This is a genomic window from Mycobacterium sp. SMC-19, from assembly GCF_045310815.1.
Classification (GTDB): Bacteria; Actinomycetota; Actinomycetes; order Mycobacteriales; family Mycobacteriaceae; genus Mycobacterium.
The window spans coordinates 359,719-382,025 of record NZ_JBJIAM010000002.1; the positions used below are offsets into that span (position 1 = coordinate 359,719).

Consider the following 22,307-nt stretch of genomic DNA (forward strand, 5'->3'; position numbering starts at 1 on the left):
GGAGAGAACCGAAAGTGTTTGCCACGTCGGTCATTCGGAAGCTGGCGATCAGTGAGGAGATGCTCGCCGAGACCCACAATTTTGTGGGTCTCGCCGCGCACGTCACCGGTCCGGTCGACATTGATCTGCTCTCGGAGGCCTACGAGGCGCTGCTGGAGGCGCATCCGATCCTCACCGGGCGGCTGGAGCGACTGCCCGATGGACGCCACCAGTTCGTCACCGACGACCTGATGCCCGACGGTATCGAGGTCATCGAACTCGACGGGCCCGACGCGCAGCCGCCCACCCCGCGCTTCGATCAGACGGAGTCACTGGTGGCGATGCGGGTGATCATCCGCGATGGGCAGGCCCAGCCGACGCTGTACGTGCACCATGCCGTGGCCGACGGTCACCACATGTATGCGCTGATCGAGGAGATGCTGTCCTTCTATACCGACTTGGTCACCATCGGCCGGATCGGTGCGATCAACGTTGAGCCCGCTCCGTTGTCCATCGAGGCGGTGCTGGCCGATCGGGGGATCGCGAAGCAGCAGCGTTCCGGGATCGAGCGGTTCATGCCGGCACTGTTCGCCTACGACCTGCCGCCCACTCGGCGGGCTGTCGGGCAAGAGACGCCGTCGTCGCCGGTGCTGGTGCCGATGGCGTCGTGCCGGTTGACCGAAAGCCAGACCGACAGCGTGGTCGCGTTCGGCCGGGCACACGACCTGAGTCTGCACGCGGTGTTGTCCGCGGCGGTGCTGATCGCCGAATGGCAACTGCGCGGCAAGCTGAGTATCCCGGTGCCCTACGTCTATACGGTCGACTTGAGATACTTTCTGTCACCGCCGGTTTCGGCTACCGGATGCACCAATCCGATCGGACTGGCCACCTATCTCGCCGAGATCGACGCCAAGACCGACCTGGTCGAAATGGCGCGCGATATCGCCGCGAACTTCCAGAAAGACCTCGACGAAGGCGTCATTCAACAGTCCCGGCTGCACTTCAGCCCGCAGTATGTCGGAAACCCACCGGGACTGCCCGACGTTGTCGTGCTGAGCAACAACGGTCTGGTTCCGCCGGTGCGGACACCACCGGGCGTCGAGGTGACCACGACACACGGCGAGCTGTATTTCGCCGTGAGCGCAGGCATCGACATCTACTTCACCCAGATCTTCTCTGGGCAGCTCAATATCGAATATCACTCACACGGTCCGGCGCCGGAGCGCTCGGTGGAGGCGATTCGCGCGCTGCTGTGCGACATCGCCGAGCAGCACGCCGGCGTCAGCTGACCGGACCGAAGGCGTAGCGGTGGTACTGCAGCATTCCGCGCAGCGGCCCCACCGCACGAGCCAGGCGGCTGGATCGCCGGAATCCGGCTGGGACCCGACCGAAGGTCTCCGCGTCGAAGAAATTCGCGGCAGCCAACAGCCGAATACCGGTGACCTTGTCCAGAATGTCGCTGGGGCCGTTGACCGCCCAGTGCAACGTGGCGCCGGACTGTCGTTGCAGCCGATGGGTTTTCTGGCTCTTGATACCGAACCAGTTGTAGAAGTCGATCTGCAGTTCGCCGGCCGGGAAGCGGTCGACGATGCTCTGCAGCAGTGCCACACCGTCGGCTTCGGCCAGGTACATGCTGATGCCCTCGGCCAGCAGCAGGACCGGGCGATCGGTGGGAATGTCGTCCAGCCACGACGGGTCCGTCGCCAGCGTCGCCACCAAGTGGTAACCCGGGCGGTCGGGGTAGACCTGCTTGCGCAACGCGATCACCGGCGGTTGGTCGACGTCGTACCAGGCCACCGCGGGACCGGGATCGATCCGGAAGACCCGGGCGTCCATCCCGCAGCCGAGATGAATGACGGTCGCGTCCGGGTGGGCGGCCAGGAACTGACGCGCCCAGATGTCGTATTGCGCGGTGCGCACCGTCACCAGGGGCGCCCAGCGGCCGTTAGCCTTGAGGCCATCCCAGTCGAAGTCGATACGCTCGACCGCCGCTCTGGCGTACCGATCGCCCAGCACCGGCTGGTCGAAATCGGCGTCGAGGGCCTTGAGGTAGAGCGTCGTCAGCATGGTTGCCGCGGCGCCGTGCAGGTCGACGGGGATCTTGTCTGCCACGTCGGCGAGCCTAATACGCTTGCCGGAAAGTCGATGCACCGCACGGTCGGACCCGGCGGTTCAGCGAGGCTCGACGGAGGAGAGCCGAAGCTGGGACCGCCGTATCAACCCGGCGGTTCAGCGAGGCTCGACGGAGGAGAGCCGAAGCTGGGACCACCGCATGAATCAGGAGGCACAGATGGCGGTTCAGGCCAGCGAGCGCAACGGACGAGCGCCGCGGATCCTGTTGTTGTACTACAGCTTCTCCGGGCAGTCGCTCAAGGTGCTCGAGGCCGCCGGCGAGGTGTTCGCTCAGCGGGGCTGCGAGGTGGTCAAAGCCGGCATCGAGTTCACCGACCCGCGCTACTCGCAGCGTTTCGCGCAGTTCCCGCTGCGCCGGGTCTGGCCGGACATGCTCAGCGTGCTCAAGGCACAACAGCGGGGCGAAACGGGGGAGATCCGCACGCCCGACGCGGTGCGCGACGGTGAGTACGACTTGATCTGCATCGGCTCGCCGACCTGGTGGAAGGCGCCCGCCATGCCGATCAGGTCGTTTCTGCAGACGGACGAGGCGCGAAAGCTTCTGGACGGCAAGCCGTTTGTGGTGTTCACCGTGTGCCGCGAGTTCTGGCAGGAGAATTACGCCGAGGTCTGCCGGCTGGCCGAGGAGTGCGGCGGTCGCTATCAGGACGAGATTCACCTCAGCTATCCCGGCGACCCGCTGCGCTCAATGCTGGCGTTGACCAGCTACCTGGGCAGCGGCCGCTACCGGCAGCGCTACCTGGGCCTGCGGCTACCACCCACCAACGTCCAGCCCGAGCAGCTCGACCGGGTCCGCAAGTTCGCCGCGGGCCTGGTGAGCCGGTTGTTCGGCAAGTGAGAGGTCAGCGTTAATGCCCCGTTCCTTTGAGGTGACGTTCTCCTCGCCGGCATCCGTCGAGCAGGTCTATGGTGCCTTCGGGAACCGCTCTTATTGGCAGGCCCGGCTGGAGGCCTTCGGCGGAAGCAAGACCCTCGATTCCCTCGACGTCGATGCGGACGGCCGGATCCGGGTCGTGGTGACTGAGGACCTGCGCCACGGCGCGTTGCCCGGGATGTTGGCCAAGGTGTACCGAGGTGACCTCAACATCGTCACCACTGAGGTGTGGACGCCGGCCGGTGACGGACGGGTCGACGGGGAGATCACTGTCGCGGTGACCGGCGCCCCGGGATCGGGGACAGGCGCCGCGGTTCTCCAACGCGACGGCGCCGGCTCGAGGCTGGAGCTGAACGGCACGATCCGTTTCAAAGTGCCATTGGTCGGTGGCCCGATTGAGAGCTTCCTTGCCCGTGAATTCGCGCAAGGCATTCCGGAGATCCAACGCTTCACAACGACTTGGCTGGGTGAAAATGCCTGAATCAGAATTCACTTACACTCATGTGCCGACAGCGGCCGCGGCGTTGGCCCGGCTGGACATGCCGCTGGCCGAGGCCATGATGACGCAGCGCGCGATACGTCGGGTGTACTCCGATCCGGTCGATGACGCGGTCGTGCTCAAGTGCATCGAGCTGGCGCTGCGTGCCCCGACCGGAAATGACGGGCAGAATTGGGAATTCATCGTTGTGAAGGACCGCCGCGTCAAAGAGGAATTGGCTAAGCGTTATCGGCAGGCGTGGAAAATTCAGCGCGGTGTGGTGTTGCGGCGAAAAATCAAAACCGACGAGTCGATCGCCGGTATTGCCCGGGCGATGGAGTGGCAGATCGACCATTTCGCCGAACTCCCGGTGCTCGTGGTGGCCTGCCTGCGACTGGGCGCACGGGAGGGCCGCTTGCCGGTGGTGCGCATGCCGCACATCGCCGAGTCGGCCTACTGGGGGTCGATCTACCCCAGCGTTCAGAATCTGCTGCTCGCTGCCCGTGCCATGGGCTTGGGCGCGTCGCTGATCACCCTGCCGCTGTGGAATCAGCGCGCCGTGCGGCGCATCCTGCGCCTGCCGCATGCGGTCACGCCGTGTTGCATCGTGCCGCTCGGTTGGCCCCGTGGGCGCTACGGTCCGACCACCCGCAAGCCGGTCGGGGAGGTGGCTCATCTTGACGGCTATGGCGATCTCGCGTGGCGCGATAGCTGAATGGGAGCTTAAGATCAGCCTTTGACGAAGTTTACGTGGAACTTAGCGGAAAACATTCCCCACGTGATGTAAGTTAATGACTGCTCGCTTAGACACCCGGCTGTGACACCTATATGCTGTCACGGTTCGTGGGGGACACAAGGGGGATTTGTGATTGGTGGGGGGACGCGTCAGCGTCGATACGCAACAGGCGGAGCGCATAGAGCGGTTCCGCAGCGTCGATTCGCGATTGCCGGGGGGCCTGTAGCCGTCCCGCAGGGTCGATCTGCGACTGCCGGGGCGCATCGCGCAGCGCCACAGCGTCGAGCCGTGACTGCCGGTACACGCGTAGTGGCGCCGCCGCGCCGGTACACGGCAGCAGGCGCCGCCGTCGCGGCCGCGACAGCCGTAGCTGCGGTCACTCCGGTCTCGCCGGTCGCACCCTGGATTACGGATCTGACCGCGGCCGAGCGCGCGGTGCAGCTGGCGGCCGAGGCGTCGTTGCTCAATATTCCGTTCAACCTGTTCCAGGACATCGTCAACATCCCGTTCAACGAGGTGTCGGCCACCAACGTGCTGGCCAACTCCTTCTTCTTCACCGGCAACTGGTTCACCCCCAGCGCCACCAATATCTGGGGTGAGGACCCGGGCGACCCGGGCCACTTCATGGCCGTCATGGACTACATGCTGCCGTTCGCCCCGCAGCTCTCCGGCCTGTACGACCCGACGATCGACCCGGATGCGTTGGCCAACGGCACCGCGGGCTGGGGCCAGCAGTTCGCGATGTTCGCCGCGGCCCTGCTGCCGATCAGCGCGTCGTGTGACTCGATTCAGTGCTACCCGATGTCTCCGGTCGAGCCGATCACCGGGATCACCGGCTTGGACGCGGCGCTGAACTTCTTCCTGAAGTTCACCAACTTCCCGAACGACGACAATCAGCTGGACCTGTTCAAGTACTGGCTCAAGGTGCCGATCCAGGACATGTTGAACGGTTACAAGTTCCCCGACAGTCCGTGGAGTGACCCCGATAACCCGACCTCCGGCGGCATCGCCAACCCGGACGCCGGCGTCGGCCCGGGCGGGGCGGTGCCGGGCGGACCCATGTACGGCGGGGCGCCATGGTCCGGTGAGGCTCAGCCCGGGTTCGGCTACCCGGGCACCCACCCACTCCTCGACGAGAACGGCGACCCGGTCCTCGACGAGTACGGGAACCAGGTCAACCTGATGCCGTGGGCGGGTCTGACCTTCAAGCTGGACCCGTTCGGGCCCCTCCAGCGGTGGTTCGACAGCCTGATGCAGCCGGTCGACTTGAGCGTCAACGGCGACGACCCGCTCACCGGCTTCCACTTCGCCGGCCCGGACGAGATCTTCCAGGCCATGAAGGCGCTGATCGCCGGAATGGTGGTCGACTTCAACCCCTACGTCGCCGGCAGCCCGATGTGCCCGGGACTGTGCAACATGCCGCCGGTCTCTCCGCCGTGGGGGGTCACCAGCCTGGACCTCGTCAAGTCGATTCAGGCCATCGGCGCCCCCAACCCACTGATTCAGCAGTGGATCGACCTGACCGAACAGGAAGGGGAGAATGCCGTCGGCAATGCCAACGGCGGGACCGACGAGCAGATCCTGGCCGGTATCTCTGCCCTGCAGACCGGCATGTTCACCTTCGACGCGGACACCCACAACCAGATCATCGACATGCTCGCGGACATCAACCCGTACCTGCCGGCCCTGGCCGTCAACGGCGGGATCTTGACCGACCCGGGCCTGCTGGGGCCGTGGCCGATCAACCCCGAGACCGGCTACTACATGCCGCCGACCTGGAACCCCGACCTGCCGCTGGACGAGCAGGAGATCGGCGACTTCGGCGGCAAGAACTCGCTGCTGCTGTGGGACGATTTCCTGCGGTTCCTTGACCCGAGCGGCGGACTCGTCACCGATCTCGACTCGCTGTGGAGCGAACTCGCGAGCTGGTTCCCCTTCTAGATCGACTCTGCGTCTGCGCGACCTCGCGGCAGCCCGGCCCGTTCATACGGCCGGGCTGCCGTGCGTTCTGGGGGCGCCGCGCTCCCGCCCCTACGGTTCTCACAGCAAATACAGCGCATACATCTCGATTGCCAACATGTGACTCTCGATTTGCGCTCAGGTAACACTTTGGTAGATTCATGAACCGCACGCGGCTGTGCCGCTTTCAGTAGTTACCTTAGCTTGTTGGAGGACCCCGGGATGGTTTCAGCCTTGCGTTCGTACTTCTCCGCGGGGCTGGTCGTCACCACCGCCGGACTCATTGCCGTCGCTCCGATGGCGTCCGCGATTCCCGAGCTGCCCACGGTTCACCTGGATACGCAGCTCAGCGCCGGTGAGTCACTGTTGAATGTTCCGCTGAACCTGTTCCAGGCGCTGGTCAACATTCCGGCGAACGAGATCCACGCGATGGACACGCTGGCGAAGTCGCTGTTCTACAGCGGCCCGTGGATGGCCGGAAGCCCGACGAACGCCTGGGGCGAGGACCCCGGCGACATGGGGCACTTCGAGGGCATCCTTCAGATGATGTTCCCGTTCCCGGAGATCTCCGGCGCCGGCCATGAAGGGGACCGATTCTTCCCCGGCCTCGGACAGCAGCTGTCCATGCTGGCCAATGTTCAGATTCCGATCGACCTGAGCTGTGCGGGCCTGGACTGTCTGCCGGTCATGCCGACCAGCCCGATCACCGGCTTCACCTGGATCGACCAGTCCATCTGGAGCGTGCTGATCGCCCTGGGCCTGCAGAACTTCCCGCTGATCCAGAACTGGTTCCAGATCCCGTTCTCGGACATGATGGACGGCAACGAGTTCTACTTCGACCCCAATGGGCCTGGCATGGTCAACATCGGGTACGCCAACGACATGTACTACTGGGAGGGCACTCGCACCCTCGCGGAACTGGGGTTGAACCCCGAGGACTACCCCAACATCGACCCGGACGCCCCGCTGATGCCGTGGGCGGGCAGCTACTACGCGATGGACTTCACCACGCCGTTCACGAACTTCTTCGACAGCCTGATGCAGCCGTTCGATGTCGACAAGTTCAACCTGCCGGACCCGATCGAATTCGCGCGCGCGCTGCAATCCCTTTTCGCCTCGTCCCTGCTGGCCTTCAACCCGTTCATCCCGGGTAGCCCGCTGTGCCCCGGGCCGTGCCTGCTTCCCGAGCCCGGCGGCAACATCTTCAACCCCGAAGACTGGAACACACCCAGCTACTACTGGCTGGTGAAGATCATGGACGACCTGTGGCCGGGCAACCCCGTCATCGGTGAATGGATGGACGCCTACGACGAGGGCACCGCCAACGTCTCCAACCCGGAGATGATCGAGACGCAGGCGTGGTTGTGGCGCCTGGGCACCGTGTTGCTCGACATCAAGAACCCGCTGCCGGACGACCCGTTCATCGACACCTCCGGCTTCCTGCCCACCCCGGAGCAGCTCCAGGAGTTCTTCGGCGACTACTGGTACAACATCTTCGACAACTCCGGCATCATCGGGCCCTTCGATATCCAGGGCCTGTGGGACGCCATCTTCAACATCACCCCGGAGTAGACACTCGCTGGCGACCACGTGTCGGACACGTCCGGCACGTGGGACGGTGGAGTGTTCAACTGCGTTGGGATCCAACGGTTTTGAGCTGATTGACAGTCAGCTTCGTCCGGTAGATTTCTCCATCGCGTGCTACGTGCCGATCAGGCCCGACAGGTCCGGCAGGTAAGGGTAGAGGTCCGGCAGCGCGGACTCCGGCAGCATGCCCAAGTCCACCTGGGCGGCCGTCCAACCCTGTTCCATGCCGAGTTGGATGTTGCGCGACACCAGGTCCCAGTCGATGCCCGGCATGCTCCACGACATCGGTGTGGTGACGTCGGCGGGATCAGAGCGGTCGTAGCCCAAGTCGATCAGTACCCTTAGCGCGGGCTGGATCAGGTCGGCCATCGCCGGCCCGAACAGCGGGAACTGTCGTAGGGACTCGAGCAACGGCAGGTTCATGGTGGGGATCAGGTAGATCGAGGTGTCGCCGTCATAGCCGTCGGACATGGGCAGCTTCACCGCGTCGGCCATCGCACTCGGGTCCCACGAGCTGGGGTAGCCGGTGATCAGGTACGGATGCAGATAGACGTACCCCGCCATCGAATTCGCCAGCGCCAGCATGTTCAGCGGGTATTTGGGGAAGTCGGTGGCGCCGCTGTACTCGAAGTTGTAGATGTCGGTGGTGTACGGCGTATCGACGGGGGTGGGCGGAAGGCTCCCGAAGTCCAGCGGAAAGCGCGTGAAGATACCGCCGTTGGGCGTGTTCAGATCCTCGACCAGCACGAAATGAAGATTCGCCGGGTCGGGTGCACTTGCGCCGGCCTGGGCGAGGTCGATCATTGCCTGCGTAGCGATCGCCGTGGTCGAGGAGACGCCGAACACCGTTACCGGTCCATCCTGCAAGTGCCGGGCAATGTCCTGGTTCAGGGTCTTGGCGGCGTCGAGAAGGCTCTGTTGGTAATCGGAGGGATTCAGCGGCTCGACGACCGGGGTGTAACCCGGATATACCGACTGGCCCGGAAACGGGTTGGCGGGGTTGATGAACAGATCCATCACCCGTTGGTTGTAGACGGCACCGGGATCGGGCGTCAGCACATAACCCATGATCAACGCCGTGCCGTTGCTCTCCCCGAAAGCGAACGATGCGTTGAACATCGAGGTCAGCCCCATCAGGCCGGCACAGCCCCCTGCTAAGACACCGGCCGTCAACCATCGATAGCTGGAATGCGTCATCTGATCCCCCATTTATCTCAGACACATGCTCGCGTCAGCGTACACAGGAGTTCGGCCCAGCGTGCGCAGAGGCGGCCAATACGGCCAATACTCGCCACTCGACAGGCGCGGGTCCGCTGGTCGTCGACGACACGCGGGATAGGGTGAGCACGTGGTTCTACCAGGTCCGGGAGACGACCGCGCGGCGATCGTGACCGGCGCATCGTCGGGGATCGGTGCGGCGGTGGCCCGCGAACTCGCGCGGCGCGGCCACCAGGTGATTCTGGTCGCGCGCAGCGCCGATCGATTGCACGCACTGGCCGGCGAACTGAGCACGCTGCGACCGGGACCGGTGCACGTGTTGCCCACGGACCTGTCCAGCCCCACCGAGCGAGCCGCATTGCCCGGCCGCGTCGCCGATCTGGGTGTGGTGCCGGATGTGCTGGTCAACAACGCCGGCGTGGCGATGGTGGGGCTGGTCGCGAAAACGGAGCCGGAACGGCAGCTGGGCCTGATCGAGGTCGACGTGGCCGCCGTCGTCGACCTGTGCACCCGGTTCCTGCCCGGCATGGTCGAGCGAGGACGCGGCGCGGTGCTCAACGTGTCCTCGGTGGCTGCGTTCGGCCCGCTGCCCGGTCAGGCCAGCTACGGCGCCGCCAAGGCATTCGTGGCGTCCTACACCGAAAGTTTGCGGAGCGAGCTGCGGGGCACCGGCGTCACGGCCACCATGCTGTGCCCCGGGCCGGTCGACACCGGCTTGGATGTCGCTGCCGGGTTCCGTGCGGGCGAACGCCGGCGGGTGCTGCCCGCGGTGATGTGGAAGCCCGTGGACCACGTTGCCCGGGCGGCCGTTGACGGCCTGGCCAAAGGTAAGGGACGGGTGACGCCGGGGTGGGCGAATCGCCTGCTGGTGGACGTATACCGTGCTGTGCCGCACGGCCCACTGCTACCGTTGCTGGCACGGCGCACGCCGCTGTCGACGCGCAAAGCCGGGACGGGGAAGGCCGGGCTATCGTCGAAGTCAGTCAGGGGCAGGTCGCTGGACAGGGGGAGCAGTGTCGTGCTTGAGGTGATCGACAAGGGCTGCGTCAGCGACGCCCATCCTGTCCCTTTGCTGTTCGTCCATGGCGCATGGCATGCCGCGTGGTGCTGGGACGAGAATTTCCTCGGCTACTTCGCCGATCTGGGCTACCGCGCGCTGGCCGTCAGCTTCCGCGGCCATGGCAGCAGTTCCAACGACAAGCCGCTGCGAACCTGCAGCGTGGAGGACTACGTCCAAGACGTCCGATCGGTCGCCGACGAGCTGCCGGTGCCCCCGGTGGTGATCGGCCACTCGATGGGTGGGCTGATCGTGCAGAAGTATCTCGAGAGCCGGCCGGCGCCTGCCGGGGTCTTAATGGCCTCCATTCCCCCGCAGGGCAATTACGGGTCGAGTCTGCGCTGGCTGCGCAACCGGCCGTGGCATGCCATCAAAATGGCGGTCACCGGCAAGTCACTGCCCTACATCAACACGCCGGAGCTGGCCCGCGAGAAGTTCTTCTCCGAGACCACTCCGGAGCACGCGGTGCTGGAATGCGCGGCGCGGCTTCAGGAAGACAGCGCACGGGTCAGCGTCGACTGCTTGATGCTCAACCTGCCGCATCCGAAGCGCGTGAGTACCCCGCTGCTGGTGCTGGGCGCCGAAGAGGACGGCGCGCATACCTGTAAAGAAGTGCGGGCCACTGCCAGTGCCTACGGCACCGAGGCCGAGTTCTTTCCGGGCATGGGCCACAACATGATGCTCGAACCGGGCTGGGAGGCCGTGGCCGAGCGCATCCACAACTGGCTCGGCGCCCGGGGCCTATAAAGGCCGCCAGAGGCAAGCCAGCGGGCCTACTGGGCCCTCCGCTCAGTCTTTGGTGAAGCAGTACAGGCGGTAGACGAACTCGCCGTTCTTCAGGGCGCCGTTGAAGGTCCAGTCGGTCGCGGCGCTGGCGAAGCGGGCCAGACCGCCGTGGTGGGCGATCATGTCCTGCTTGCGGGCCAGGTTCTTCTCGTTTCCGCGCAACACGTCCATGCTGATGTCCTCCTGCGACACCAGTCGCAGCCCCGTGTCGGCCAGCTCCGCATCCCAGCGGGCCAGCTCACTGCGGCGGCGGAAATCGGTGTAGAGGAAGTGTCCGCCCGGCGCCAGCACCCGTGCCGCGCCGTTGAAGAACTTGGCCGGGTGCGGGTACAGGTGTGATGCCTCCACCTGGAACACCACGTCGAACGAGCCGTCCTCGAAGGGCAGGTTCTCGGCGTCGCCCTGCACGAAATCCATCCCGGGCAGCTGGTGGCGCTCCCGGCAGAACTCGATAGCGGTCTCGTTGAGGTCCAGGCCGGTGTAGGAGGCGGGCTTGAAGGTGCGGGCCACATAGGACGCGCCGCCCCCGTGGCCACAGCTCACCTCAAGCACCTTCTTGCCGGCCATGTCAGCCAGGGCGGCGGTGCGGTGGTACTGCTGGATGAAGAACCGGTTGGGCTCGTCGGAGGCCTCCAGCGGCACCGCCATCGGCGGATCCTCTTCGTAGCCGTAGTTGAGGAACAGCCAGTCGTCGCCGCTGAGCATCTTGGTCTGGGTCGAGAACCGCTTGGTCACAAACGAGGTGAACAGCAGGTGATAGACGAACGGGTTCGTCATGACGCGGTGGGACACCGGATTGAAGATCAGGCGGTTCATCGTGACCATCGAAAAAGTATCTCACGATTCTGGAGACCCCGCCCTGCCCGGGTCGCCGACAGCGGCGAACTCAGTCGTGTAGACCGCGCATGAGGATTCGATCCCACATCCGATCGGTCAACACGGCACGCGCCAGCACGGTGGCCTTGCCGGAGAGTCCGACCACATAGCGGGGACGAGGATTCCTCGACCGGACCACGCGGAGCACGGCACGGGCGACCACGTCGGGTTCGATCATCACCCCGCGCTGGGCGGAGAGCTGGCGGGTGTTCTCGGCGTAACGGATCTTGAAGCCGCCGTAGGGATCATCATCGGTGTAGGACGGTCGCGCCTCCTGTTGGGAGATGACGAACGGAGTCCGCACCGCGGTCGGGTCCAGCAGCACCACCCGCACTCCGAACGGCGCGACTTCGGCGCGCAGCGACAGCGACAACGCCTCCATGCCGTACTTGATCACGTGGTAGCCGCCAGCGCCCGGGCTGGCGAAGCGCCCGCCGGTACTGCCGATGTTCACGATGACGCCGGACCCGCGGCGACGCATCTCCGGCAGGACTGCCTGGGCCAAGTGAAGTGTCGCAACCACATTGGTCTCGAACAGGCCGCGAAGGTCATCGAGAGGCAATTGCTCAAGCGGACACGTGAGCGGATATCCCGCGCTGTTGACCAAGACATCAACCCCAGCGTGTTCCGCGTCGATCTCCGCGATGAGCCGATCCACCGCGGCTTCATCGGTGACGTCGAGGGCGCGAGCCGTCAGCCCGCGTGATGTAAGGCGTTGCAGCGCTTCGGGATTGCGTCCCACCGCAAAGACGCGATAGCCGGCTGCCTGCAGCCGATCGGCGGTCGCTTCGCCGATCCCGCTTGTCGCTCCGGTGACCAGCGCTACCGGCTGGGTGCTCATCGGGTGCCGGTGTTCCCGGACGGCACGGGCGCGGAGTCCACACCGGATTCGGCGGGCACCAACTCGACGGGCAGGTGCTCGAGGCCGCGCATGGTCGCATTGACCAGGTAGCGGTAGTCCCCGGCCAGCCGGATCTCCTTGACATGGGGGATCAGCTGCGTGAGTACCCGGCTGACTTCGATGCGGGTCAGGTGGGTGCCGAGGCAGTAGTGCGCGCCACCGCCGAACGCGAGGTGGTCGGTCGGATTGCGGTCCAGGTCGAAGGTGTCGGGATCCGGGTAGTGCTGCGGATCGCGATTGGCGGCCGCGTACAGGATCAACACCCGGGCTCCGGCCGGGATGGTCTGGTCGCCGACCCGGTAATCGCGGGTCGCGGTTCGGTAGAAGCCCTGAACGGGGGAGACCAGCCGCAGTTGCTCTTCGATGGCTGCCGGGATCAATTCGGGGTGTTCGCGCAGCCGGCTGTAGACGTCCGGACGCTGTGCCAGTGTCAGAAACAGGCCCGAGATCAGGTTCGTGGTGGTCTCGCTGCCCGCGCCGACGAGCATCGAGGCGGTCCAGAACACCTCGTCATCGGAGAGGGTGTCCTCACCGCTCGGTGCCGCAAGCATCGAGATCAGGTCATCGCCGGATTCGGCGCGGCGCGCCTTGATCATCGGATCGAGACTGCGGTGCATCGCGATGACCGCCTGACTCGAGCGCATGTTCATCGCCATCCCACGCAGGGTCAGCGGTGCGAACGCAGCTTCATTGATGGTGTCCGCCCATTCCAGGAACTGGTGGCGGTCTTCCTGCGGAATCGCCAGCATCATGGTGATCAGCCGGTTCGGCAGGGGCTTGGCCAAATCGGCCACGATCTCGACTCGTCCGCGCGTGATCATCGCGGCGACCAGTTCGTCGGCCGCGCGGTTGATATTGATCTCCCACGACTTCATCGCGCGGGGCGTGAATGCCCGAGACACCGACCGGCGCAGCCGGGTGTGCACAGGCGGATCGGTGGCGTTCATGGTCTGCAGGCGGACCCGGAAGCGGGCCTGGCTCTGCGCCGAGGACAACGCCTCGTCGTCGCGCAGCGCCTGCCGGACTTCGTCGTAACCCGGGATGATCCAGATGCCGCGCTTGCGGCTGTACCAGACCTTCGGACCGGACAGCAGCGTGCGATAGCCCGGATAGGGATCATGCATCGTCTCGGGCGCGAACGGGTCGAAGTCGGTCAGCGGTGCGGTTTCGCGTCGGGTCAGGGCGTAGCGGTAAGCGGTTGCCCGGTCGCGGACCACGCCGATAAGCCCGTCAGTGCCGATCTTGAGCAGGCTGGCGCGAAACCGAAGCCGACGCGTCAGTTCCTTCTGATCCATCTGGCAAGCCCCTCGTCACGATTGTCGGGTGTGGAGCGCGATTGTGGCCCGGTGCCGGGCCACGGTTGGCCTGCGATCAGGCTAGCCGCCACCCTAACCGGCTGCCTCGGTCGCCTGAAGGGACGTCGGTCACCAAAGAAGCGCCGGAGCGCCGGGACGTCAGTCCCGATCGCTCCGCCGCTTCGATGCAGTTTCCTCAGTCTTTGACGAGGTCGAAAATGCGGTAGGTGATCTCGCCGCGGTCCAGGTCGCGGTAGAACAGCGACCCCTCCACGACGGCGAATTCCCGAGCGAAGCGGCGCAGGAAGAACGGCATCCGCTCGTTGATCAGGTCGTTGGAGCGCGGCGAGTTGGCGGCCAGGCCACGAACGACCTCGCGGCTGATGTCGCGCTCGTTGACCAGCCGCAGCGGCGGGGTGGCCAGGGTCTGCTGCCAGGACTCGATGTCCTCCTTGGCGCGGAAGTCGGTGTGCAGGAAGTGTCCGCCCGGACGCAGCACCCGTCCCACCTCGCGAACGAACTGCGCGAAGTCGGGGTAGATGTGCGAGGCCTCGACATTGACGACCGCGTCGAACGAATTGTCCGGGAACGGCAGGTTCAGTGCGTCACCCTGCACGAAGTCCAGGCCGGGCACCTGGTGGCGCTTCTGACAGAAGACGACACCGTCCGGGTTGAAGTCCAGTCCGGTGTACGAGGCGGGCTTGAGGGTGCGGGCCAGGAAGGAGGCGCCGCCGCCGTGCCCGGAGCTGACTTCGAGCACGTTCTTGCCGGCCAGATCGATCTGGGTGGCGGTCTGGTGGTAGAGCTGGATCGAGTACCGGTTCTCTTCGTCGGCCTCGTCGAGCTTCAGGCCCAGCGGCGGGTCCTGCTCATAACCCCAGTTGAGGAAGACGACGTCGTCGTGTCCCATTCGCTTGGTCATGAACGGGTACCAGTATTTGAAGGCCTTCTTGTACAGCGGCATCGCCGAGATGCGGTACACCAGATCGGCGCCGACTTTTTCCAAGGTCTCAGATGGGGAACGCACCATACCGAAAGTATGGCACAGCGCAGAGCGGGCTTTAGACCTCGGTGAGTTGCACCGGCAGCTGCGCGCGTTGCGGCTCGCCGCGATACCGCGACGGCGCTCCGTCGATCTTGCAGATGCGCCACATCAGCCGCGCGGCCGGATTCATCAGCCCGAGTTCGTGGCAGACCATCCGGACATCGGAGAACATGTCCCGCCAGGTCTGGCGTGCGTCCGGGGTGCCGAAGAACCACTGCTTGCGCGCGGACTTCGGAACACCGAACTCGCGGAAGAACTTACGGGGCGGCACGATCATCGCTTGGCCGAGCATCCGCATGACAACGGGCACGTACAGCGAGAGCATGAATCGGCTGCTCCACCACAGCCGAGGCACCCGTCGCTCCAGGTACTTGTGGGCGAACGAGATGTGGCGCGCCTCTTCGGCGACGTGGATGCCGATCATCCTCCGCACGATTGCCGGCACGCTGTCCTCTTCGCGCAGGGCAAGGGTCTGCAGGTAGTCGAACGGGACCTCGCCCGCCAGGACTCCGAAGAAGAACGAGTTCGGCAACGGCCCGGCGTAGAGCGGCACGATCGGGGAGAGCAGGCGCAGCCACCGCGGCATGCCGGGGACATCGACGCCGATGCGGTTCACCAACTCCTGGAACATCAGGGTGTGGTTGCATTCCTCGATGCACTCGTGCAGGCAGTAGCGGTACTCCGGCGAGCCGTTCGGCACCCAGAACGTGTAGTGCATGAGGCCGCGCACCAGGATGCCCTCGAACTGCACGCCGACCTTGGCCATGTTGGCCTGGCGCCACATGCCCATCGCGATCTTCTTTTCCAGGGGCTGCGCCCGGTACCAGGGGTGGCGGCCCAGCGGGTCCGCTCCCGAAAGCACCCAGCGGGCGTCATCCGTCTTCACCGCGAGTTCGGGATCATTCCAGTCGATGTCGACGTACGGGTTGAAGTTGCGTCGCACCGAGCTTTCGGACAGCGTCGCCAGCGTTTCGCCGTAGGCGGCGTCGCCGCCGACATACATCGCGTTCTTCAATCGCCGGAAGAAGTAAAAAAGGGCATAGGGCACCGCGGCGACGGCAATCATGCCGGCCAGCAACCAGCAGATGACGATCACAACGGTCGGCATACGGGCCCATCCTCAATTTCAGGCCCGCACCGCCATGGGGCGTAGCCGAGCCGAAGCTTACCGTCAAGTTTGGCAAAACAGTAAGGTTTAACCGTTCACTTGAGTGTGATCGGCATCATCTTGGTACCGGGCGGCGTCCATTACTTTATCTCTGCGCCGCGGACCGCCTCACACCGGGCTGACCTGCACGTACGGCGATATATTGCGGCGTTGGGGTAGCGTGTTCACCTTATGGGGACCCAGCAATACGACGCCGTCATCGTGGGGGCGGGCTTCGGCGGCATCGGTACGGCCATCCAACTGACCAAGCTGGGCTACGAGAACATCGTGATCGTGGACCGCCTGGACGGTCTCGGCGGAACATGGCGGGTCAACCACTATCCGGGGCTCTCCGTCGACCAGCCCTCTACTACTTATTCCTACTGGTTCGAACCCAACCCCTACTGGTCGCGGCTGTTCGCCCCCGGTAACGAGGTCCAAGCCTATGCCGAGCATGTGGCGGACAAATATGACGTGACGCGCTTCATGCGCTTCAACACCACGGTTGACGGCGCCCAGTGGGACGAGGACGCAAAGCTGTGGCGGACGTCGCTGGCCGGCGGTGAGACGCTGACCTCGCAGTTCCTCATCGTCGCGACCGGCTTCCTGTGCCAGCCGAAGATTCCCGACATCCCCGGCATCGACACCTTCGCCGGCCATGTCGTGCACACCGCCGAGTGGGACCACGATTACTCGATGGCAGGCCGGCGGGCGGCGGTCATCGGAACCGGGTCCACCGGGATCCAGGTGATCCCCGAGCTGGCCAACGAGGTCGCCGATCTGACGGTGTATCAGCGCACCCCGATCCTGGTGACGCCCAAGTCCGACGTGGTGTTCCCGCCGGCGGTGCAACGGATGTTCGCCCGGGTGCCGTTCACCCAGCGTATTGTCCGGTGGCTCACCGACAACACCACGGACTTCATGATGGTGCTGACCATGTGGCGCTACCGGCGCTTCAAGTTCCTCAACAAGGCGATGGCGGCCCAGTCCGCGCGCCATCGGCGGCGCTCGGTGCGCGATCGTGAGCTCGCGCGCAAGATGGCGCCCGATTTCGACTTCGGCTGCAAGCGTCCGTCGATCTCCAACAACTACTACCCGACATTCGCCAAGCCGAATGTGCACCTGGTGACCGAGGGGATCGAGCGGATCGAACCCGACGGCATCGTGGCGTGTGACGGCACGAAGCGTGAGATCGACACCCTGGTGCTGGCAACGGGATACGACGTCTGGGAGGGCAACCTGCCGGCGATCGAGGTGATCGGTCGCGGCGGTCGCAACCTGGGCAAATGGTGGCGCGAGACGCGTTTCCAGGCCTACCAGGGCATGACCGCCCCGCAGTTCCCGAACTTCATCAACATGGCCAGCCCGTTCTCCTGGGTCGGGCTGTCCTGGTTCAACACCGTGGAATACCAGACCCGCCACATGAACCGGCTGTTCGGCGAGGTGCAGCGGCGCCAGGCGCAGACGTTCGAGGTCACCGAGGAGGCCAACACCCGGTTCTACGAGCGGATGATGGGCCTGCTGGACAGCTCGGTATTCCACCTCGGTAACTGCGCGACGTCGAATTCCTATTGGTTCAACCAGAGCACCGGGGAGGCCCCGCTGTTCCGGCCGACCTCGGTGCGCAGCGCTGTCAAGGAGCAGGACCACTTCCCACTCTCGGACTATCTGATCGGATAGTTTCCGCCGCTACGGTCCTGAACAGGGGGTTACAGTGATCGTTTGGGCACATTGTCAGGTGAGGGGCCTCGGACAGTGACACATACACACCGCCCGAGCCACGACCGGTCGTCCGCGGCCGCATTCGTTCGCCGATTCGCGTTGCCGATCATCCTGGGCTGGATCGCCCTCACCGCGTTGGTGAGCGTCGCCGTGCCGCCGCTGGAGCAGGTCGCCAAGGAACACCCGGTGTCGTTGAGCGCCAAAGACTCCCCGTCGATTCAGGCGATGGCACGGCTTGGGCACGACTTCGCCGAGTCCAACACCGACAGCGCGGCAATGATCGTCATCGAAGGCGATGAGCCGCTCGGTGACGCCGCGCACCACTACTACAACGAGCTGATCGCCCAGCTCAATGCCGACACCAAGCACGTTCAGCACATCCAGGACTTCTGGGGAGACCCGCTGACCGCGGGGGGCGCCCAGAGTTCTGACGGCAAGGCCGCATTGGTGCAGCTGAACCTCGCCGGAAACCAGGGTGAGGCGCTGGCCAACGACTCGGTCGAGGCGGTCCGCGACGTCGTGGCGCGCACGCCGGCGCCCGCCGGGGTCCGGGCCTACGTCACCGGCCCGGCGCCGATGGTCACCGACATGAACGCCAGCGGCGACCGAGCGGTGCTCAAGATCCTGGTGGCGACCGTCTCGGTGATCTCGCTGATGCTGCTGCTGCTCTACCGATCCTTCAGCACCGTCGCGTTGCTGCTGGCCGTGGTCGGGGTCGAACTGGCGGCGGCACGCGGAATCGTCGCGTTCCTGGGGCACTACGGCCTGATCGGGCTGTCCACGTTCGCGATCAACATCCTGGTGACGTTGGCGATCGCGGCCGGCACCGACTACGGGATCTTCTTCATCGGCCGCTACCACGAAGCCCGCCATGCCGGCGAAGACCCGGAGACGGCCTACTTCACCACCTATCGCGGTGTCGCCCACGTGGTGCTGGCCTCGGGCCTGACCATTGCCGGTGCCACGTTCTGCCTGAGCTTCACCCGGTTGCCGGTGTTTCAGACCATGGGTGTGCCGTGTGCGGTCGGCATGCTGGTCGCGGTGGCGATCGCGCTGACACTGGTTCCGGCGGTGCTGGCGATCGCCACGCGCCGCGGACTGCTCGAACCCCGGCGCAAGATGTCCGATCGCGGCTGGCGCAAAGTGGGCACGGCGATCGTGCGCTGGCCCGGCCCCATCTTCGTGGCCGCCTGCGCGATCGCGCTCATCGGCCTGCTCGCCCTGCCCGGCTACAAGGTGAGCTACAAGGACCCGTCGTTCATCCCGCAGGACACGCCGGCCAACCTCGGCTGGGCGGCCGCGGCGCGGCACTTCCCGGAATCGCGCCTGCTTCCGGAAGTGCTGCTGATCGAATCCGATCACGACATGCGCAATTCCGCGGACTTCCTGGTACTCAACAAGCTGGCCAAGAGCGTCTTTGCGGTCGAGGGCGTCGCCATGGTGCAGGGGGTGACCCGGCCGGAGGGCACCCCGCTCGGTCACACCTCGATTCCATTCCTGCTCAGCATGCAGAGCGCCGGGCAGATGCAGAACCTGGACTTCGTCAAGAGCCGGGTGGCCGACATGCGCCAGCAGGCCAACGATCTCGAGGGGACCATCACCTCGCTGCAGCGGATGTACGGGCTGATGCAGCAGATGGCCGCCAACACCCATCACGCGGTCGGCGTCTCGGACGAGGCGAGGGACCTGGCCACGCAGGTGCGCGGCAACATGGCCGATTTGAACGAGAACTCCAAAGCGTTGCGTGAATCGGTCGAAGGGAAGGATTGTCGCGGCGACACCACTTGTCTGTCACTGCGGGCGGCGTATGCGTCGATGGACGGCACCACCCTGCTCACCGAAAAACTCGACGAGCTGGCGCCCGACATGAGCAACATCGACGCGGTGACGCCGCAGCTGCTGGAGATGATGCCGGCGCAGATCGCCGCGATGCGCAGCCTGCAGACCATGATGCTGACGTTGCACAGCACCATGTCCGGGATGATGGCGCAGATCGAGGAGGTCGGTGGTGACTCGGCCGCGATGGGGCAGGACTTCGACGCGGCGAAGAGCGACGACTCGTTCTACCTGCCCCGGGAAGCCTTCGACAATCCGGACTTCAAACGTGTGATCCAGCTGTTCTTGTCGCCGGACGGGCACGCGGCGCGCTTCTTCATCACCCACGACGGCTACCCGGCGACGCCGGAGGGCATGGCGCGGGTCAACCTGATCAAGAAGGCCGCCACCGAGTCGTTGAAGGGCACCCCGCTGTCGACCGCCAAGGTGTACGTGGCCGGCACCGCCGCGCTCTTCAACGACTTGCAGGGCGCCGCCGACTACGACCTGCTGATTGCCGGAATCACCTCGCTGGCAATCATTTTCATCATCATGCTGCTCATCACTCGCAGCTTCATCGCCTCGGTGGTGATCGTCGGGACGGTGTTGGCGTCGCTGGGCGCGTCGTTCGGGCTGTCGGTACTGCTGTGGCAATACATCTTCGGCATCAACCTGCACTGGCTGGTGATGGTGATGTCGGTGATCATTCTGTTGGCGGTGGGCTGTGACTACAACCTGCTGCTGGTCGCCAGGTTCAAAGAGGAGATGGGCGCCGGACTGAAGACCGGCATCATCCGCACCATGGGCGGCACCGGCAAGGTCGTCACGGCTGCCGGGCTGGTGTTCGCCTTCACCATGGCGTCCATGCTCGTCAGTGATCTGCGGGTGGTGGGCCAGGTTGGCACCACGATCGGGCTCGGTCTGCTGTTCGACACGCTGGTGGTGCGCTCGTTCATGATGCCCTCGATGGCGGCACTGCTGGGGCGGTGGTTCTGGTGGCCGCTGAATGTGCGGGAGCACCCGGCTCGTGCGGTGCCGGTGGCTGCCCCGGCTGCCACCGCTCCCTCGGCTGCCACGGACGGCAAGCCCGACGCGAATGACCGGACCTTCGAGGACATGGTCGCCACGGCGTTCCCGGAGCTGTCCGCTCGTCAGGCGACGCCGGCGGACCAAGACCGGCCCACCGAGGTGCTGGCCACGATTCAGCCGCCGGAGGAAGAGGCCGACAACTGAGCCCTGCGCCGGCCCTGGTCAGCGTGCCACCGCATGGGCTAGATTTAGACAATTCGTGATTGTGTAAATTATTTGTAGCGTCTGACGTGGGGATTCGACGGTGTCAGTCAGGTCGTCGAACCGGTCTGAGGGGAGCGCCGTACATGTCCGATGAAGCCCTTTCGGCCGCCTTGGAGCGTGAGCATCAGCAGATCGAGGCCGGAATCGGCGCCTTCCTGGAGGGCCTCGAGGGCGGCAGCGCCGACGTTGACGGCTTGCGCGCAACGCTGGCTGTGCTGCGCCGCCACATCTACCTGGAGGAACAGCTGCTGTTCCCGCCGATCAGCAGGGGCGCGCACATGATGGCGGTCTTCGGGATGATCCGAGGCCATGGCGAGATCTGGCGCACCATGAACGCGCTCGACGACCTCTCCCGTGCCGGCGCGGACCATGCGACGCTACGGGGCGCCTGCTGCCGGCTGCTGGAGCAGCTGGCCGACCACAACAAGGTGGAGGAGCCGGTGATCTACCCGGCCGCCGACACCGGCCTGGCGCCGGAAGTGGCCGCAGAAGTGACCGAGTTCCTAGCTGCCGGCCGGATGCCCGACGGGTGGACCTGCGCGCGGGGAGCGGCCTGAACCCGCTTGAAACCAGCGATCAGGCTTCGGCGGCGATGAGCGCCGAGAGGCCGGCGTGATAGGCGGCCAGGCTGTGCCGCCAACCGATGTCGACGGCCCCACCGCTGTCCACGGCGATTTCGGCACCCGCGTGCACATAGGGCGCGGGCGGCACCAGCGGGACGATGTCGAGGAAATTCACCACGCGATAGCAGCATTCGATGGCGGCGTCGAACGCGGCCTTGAAGTCGGCCACGCCGACTCGCGGGCCGCCGAACGTGGTCAGCCGCGGCTCGATGGTGTTCGGGGGCATCCCGTGCGCGACATCGGGTGCGGCCAGCATGGCCAAGGCGCCCCCGAGGCTGTGCCCAGTGATGAGGATCTGACTGCACCCGGCGGTCGCGGTGGGCAGGTTGGCGGCGATGGAGGCACGGACACAGCCGTAGACGTCCTGGAAGCCGGCATGCACCTGGCCGAAACCCGCCACCGGCGAATACGGCGCCGGGAAGAAATCGAAATCGGCGATCCAGTCCGCCACATCGGAGCTGCCGCGAAAGGCGATGAACGCGGTGCCACTGGCGGTGTCACGGCCCATCAACCCAAAGATGTTGGTGTCCTTGGCCATCGCCGTCGCAGGATGCTGCGCGGGTAGCTCGGCCAAGTGTGCCCGGTCAGCTTTGATCAGGGCGGTCTGGCTGAAACCGGTAGGCAGTGTGGGTGCAGCGCCGGACATCACGGCGTAGGCCGCCGATGCCAGCGGCAGTACCACGTCGCGGGCGTAGGACGGGCTGAATGCCACGTCGAACAGTCTAGGAGCCTCAAAGTTGTCAACGAGCCTCGAAGTTGTCAACAAGTTGGCAACGTTTAAAC

General features: G+C 65.3%; 17 protein-coding genes and 2 pseudogenes. 11 read left to right on the forward strand and 8 right to left on the reverse strand.

The annotated features are described in order from the left end of the window. The first annotated feature begins 14 nt into the window (after nucleotides 1-14). Nucleotides 15-1,268, forward strand: coding sequence for a phthiocerol/phthiodiolone dimycocerosyl transferase family protein (locus tag ACJH5R_RS05745; RefSeq protein ID WP_406756934.1), 1,254 nt, complete (start codon nucleotides 15-17; stop codon nucleotides 1,266-1,268). On the opposite strand, the gene ACJH5R_RS05750 is transcribed toward ACJH5R_RS05745, so the two are convergent. Further along, nucleotides 1,261-2,091, reverse strand: a complete 831-nt coding sequence (locus tag ACJH5R_RS05750) for a class I SAM-dependent methyltransferase (RefSeq protein ID WP_406781473.1) — start codon at nucleotides 2,089-2,091, stop codon at nucleotides 1,261-1,263. The genes ACJH5R_RS05745 and ACJH5R_RS05750 overlap by 8 nt on opposite strands. A gap of 160 nt (nucleotides 2,092-2,251) precedes the next feature. Between ACJH5R_RS05750 and ACJH5R_RS05755 the strand changes: the two genes are divergently transcribed. The 5 genes from ACJH5R_RS05755 to ACJH5R_RS05775 all read left to right on the forward strand — a co-directional run bounded on the left by ACJH5R_RS05755 (nucleotide 2,252) and on the right by ACJH5R_RS05775 (nucleotide 7,731). Beyond that, nucleotides 2,252-2,950 (forward strand): flavodoxin family protein, encoded by a 699-nt coding sequence (locus ACJH5R_RS05755; RefSeq protein ID WP_406756936.1) that lies wholly within the window; start codon nucleotides 2,252-2,254, stop codon nucleotides 2,948-2,950. Between the two features lie 13 nt (nucleotides 2,951-2,963). Then, on the forward strand, nucleotides 2,964-3,467 hold the full coding sequence (locus tag ACJH5R_RS05760; protein WP_406781474.1) for a DUF2505 domain-containing protein: 504 nt from the start codon (nucleotides 2,964-2,966) through the stop codon (nucleotides 3,465-3,467). Next, nucleotides 3,460-4,179 (forward strand): nitroreductase family protein, encoded by a 720-nt coding sequence (locus tag ACJH5R_RS05765; RefSeq protein WP_406757242.1) that lies wholly within the window; start codon nucleotides 3,460-3,462, stop codon nucleotides 4,177-4,179. Before ACJH5R_RS05760 ends, ACJH5R_RS05765 begins: the two co-directional genes overlap by 8 nt. Nucleotides 4,180-4,488: 309 nt before the next feature. Continuing rightward, nucleotides 4,489-6,141 (forward strand): hypothetical protein, encoded by a 1,653-nt coding sequence (locus ACJH5R_RS05770; protein ID WP_406781475.1) that lies wholly within the window; start codon nucleotides 4,489-4,491, stop codon nucleotides 6,139-6,141. A 240-nt stretch (nucleotides 6,142-6,381) separates the two neighbouring features. Beyond that, a complete protein-coding gene (locus ACJH5R_RS05775; RefSeq protein WP_406756939.1) occupies nucleotides 6,382-7,731 on the forward strand; it encodes a hypothetical protein in 1,350 nt (449 codons plus the stop codon). 129 nt (nucleotides 7,732-7,860) lie between these two features. Here ACJH5R_RS05775 and ACJH5R_RS05780 read toward each other — a convergent pair whose 3' ends face one another. After that, a complete protein-coding gene (locus tag ACJH5R_RS05780) occupies nucleotides 7,861-8,943 on the reverse strand; it encodes a PE-PPE domain-containing protein (RefSeq protein ID WP_406781476.1) in 1,083 nt (360 codons plus the stop codon). 151 nt (nucleotides 8,944-9,094) lie between these two features. Here ACJH5R_RS05780 and ACJH5R_RS05785 point away from each other — a divergent pair. Both ACJH5R_RS05785 and ACJH5R_RS05790 read left to right on the forward strand, forming a co-directional pair. Further along, a pseudogene (locus ACJH5R_RS05785) lies at nucleotides 9,095-9,895 on the forward strand (SDR family NAD(P)-dependent oxidoreductase); the annotation flags it as partial. 87 nt (nucleotides 9,896-9,982) lie between these two features. Then, entirely contained in the window at nucleotides 9,983-10,768 is a 786-nt protein-coding gene (locus tag ACJH5R_RS05790; protein ID WP_406781620.1) for an alpha/beta hydrolase, read from the forward strand. A gap of 42 nt (nucleotides 10,769-10,810) precedes the next feature. On the opposite strand, the gene ACJH5R_RS05795 is transcribed toward ACJH5R_RS05790, so the two are convergent. From ACJH5R_RS05795 to ACJH5R_RS05815, 5 genes are all read right to left on the reverse strand, one after another. Next, nucleotides 10,811-11,623: a phthiotriol/phenolphthiotriol dimycocerosates methyltransferase gene (locus ACJH5R_RS05795; protein WP_406757244.1), complete on the reverse strand. Its 813-nt coding sequence runs from the start codon at nucleotides 11,621-11,623 to the stop codon at nucleotides 10,811-10,813. 70 nt (nucleotides 11,624-11,693) lie between these two features. Further along, on the reverse strand, nucleotides 11,694-12,524 hold the full coding sequence (locus ACJH5R_RS05800) for an SDR family NAD(P)-dependent oxidoreductase (RefSeq protein WP_406781477.1): 831 nt from the start codon (nucleotides 12,522-12,524) through the stop codon (nucleotides 11,694-11,696). Then, nucleotides 12,521-13,879, reverse strand: coding sequence for a cytochrome P450 (locus ACJH5R_RS05805; protein WP_406756942.1), 1,359 nt, complete (start codon nucleotides 13,877-13,879; stop codon nucleotides 12,521-12,523). Before ACJH5R_RS05805 ends, ACJH5R_RS05800 begins: the two co-directional genes overlap by 4 nt. Before the next feature lie 196 nt (nucleotides 13,880-14,075). Further along, a complete protein-coding gene (locus ACJH5R_RS05810; RefSeq protein ID WP_406757245.1) occupies nucleotides 14,076-14,843 on the reverse strand; it encodes a phthiotriol/phenolphthiotriol dimycocerosates methyltransferase in 768 nt (255 codons plus the stop codon). A 97-nt stretch (nucleotides 14,844-14,940) separates the two neighbouring features. After that, complete coding sequence (locus ACJH5R_RS05815) at nucleotides 14,941-15,990, reverse strand: diiron oxygenase (RefSeq protein WP_406757246.1); 1,050 nt, start codon at nucleotides 15,988-15,990, stop codon at nucleotides 14,941-14,943. Between the two features lie 273 nt (nucleotides 15,991-16,263). Between ACJH5R_RS05815 and ACJH5R_RS05820 the strand changes: the two genes are divergently transcribed. The 3 genes and pseudogenes from ACJH5R_RS05820 (at nucleotide 16,264) to ACJH5R_RS05830 (ending at nucleotide 21,458) form a co-directional block, all read left to right on the forward strand. Further along, complete coding sequence (locus ACJH5R_RS05820) at nucleotides 16,264-17,751, forward strand: flavin-containing monooxygenase (protein ID WP_406756943.1); 1,488 nt, start codon at nucleotides 16,264-16,266, stop codon at nucleotides 17,749-17,751. A 75-nt stretch (nucleotides 17,752-17,826) separates the two neighbouring features. Continuing rightward, a pseudogene (locus ACJH5R_RS05825) lies at nucleotides 17,827-20,673 on the forward strand (RND family transporter); the annotation flags it as partial. A 311-nt stretch (nucleotides 20,674-20,984) separates the two neighbouring features. Continuing rightward, nucleotides 20,985-21,458 carry a hemerythrin domain-containing protein gene (locus ACJH5R_RS05830; RefSeq protein WP_406781478.1) on the forward strand — a complete coding sequence of 158 codons (474 nt, stop codon included), beginning with the start codon at nucleotides 20,985-20,987 and terminating at the stop codon, nucleotides 21,456-21,458. 19 nt (nucleotides 21,459-21,477) lie between these two features. On the opposite strand, the gene ACJH5R_RS05835 is transcribed toward ACJH5R_RS05830, so the two are convergent. Beyond that, complete coding sequence (locus ACJH5R_RS05835; RefSeq protein WP_406781479.1) at nucleotides 21,478-22,236, reverse strand: lipase family protein; 759 nt, start codon at nucleotides 22,234-22,236, stop codon at nucleotides 21,478-21,480. Between the last annotated feature and the right edge of the window lie 71 nt (nucleotides 22,237-22,307).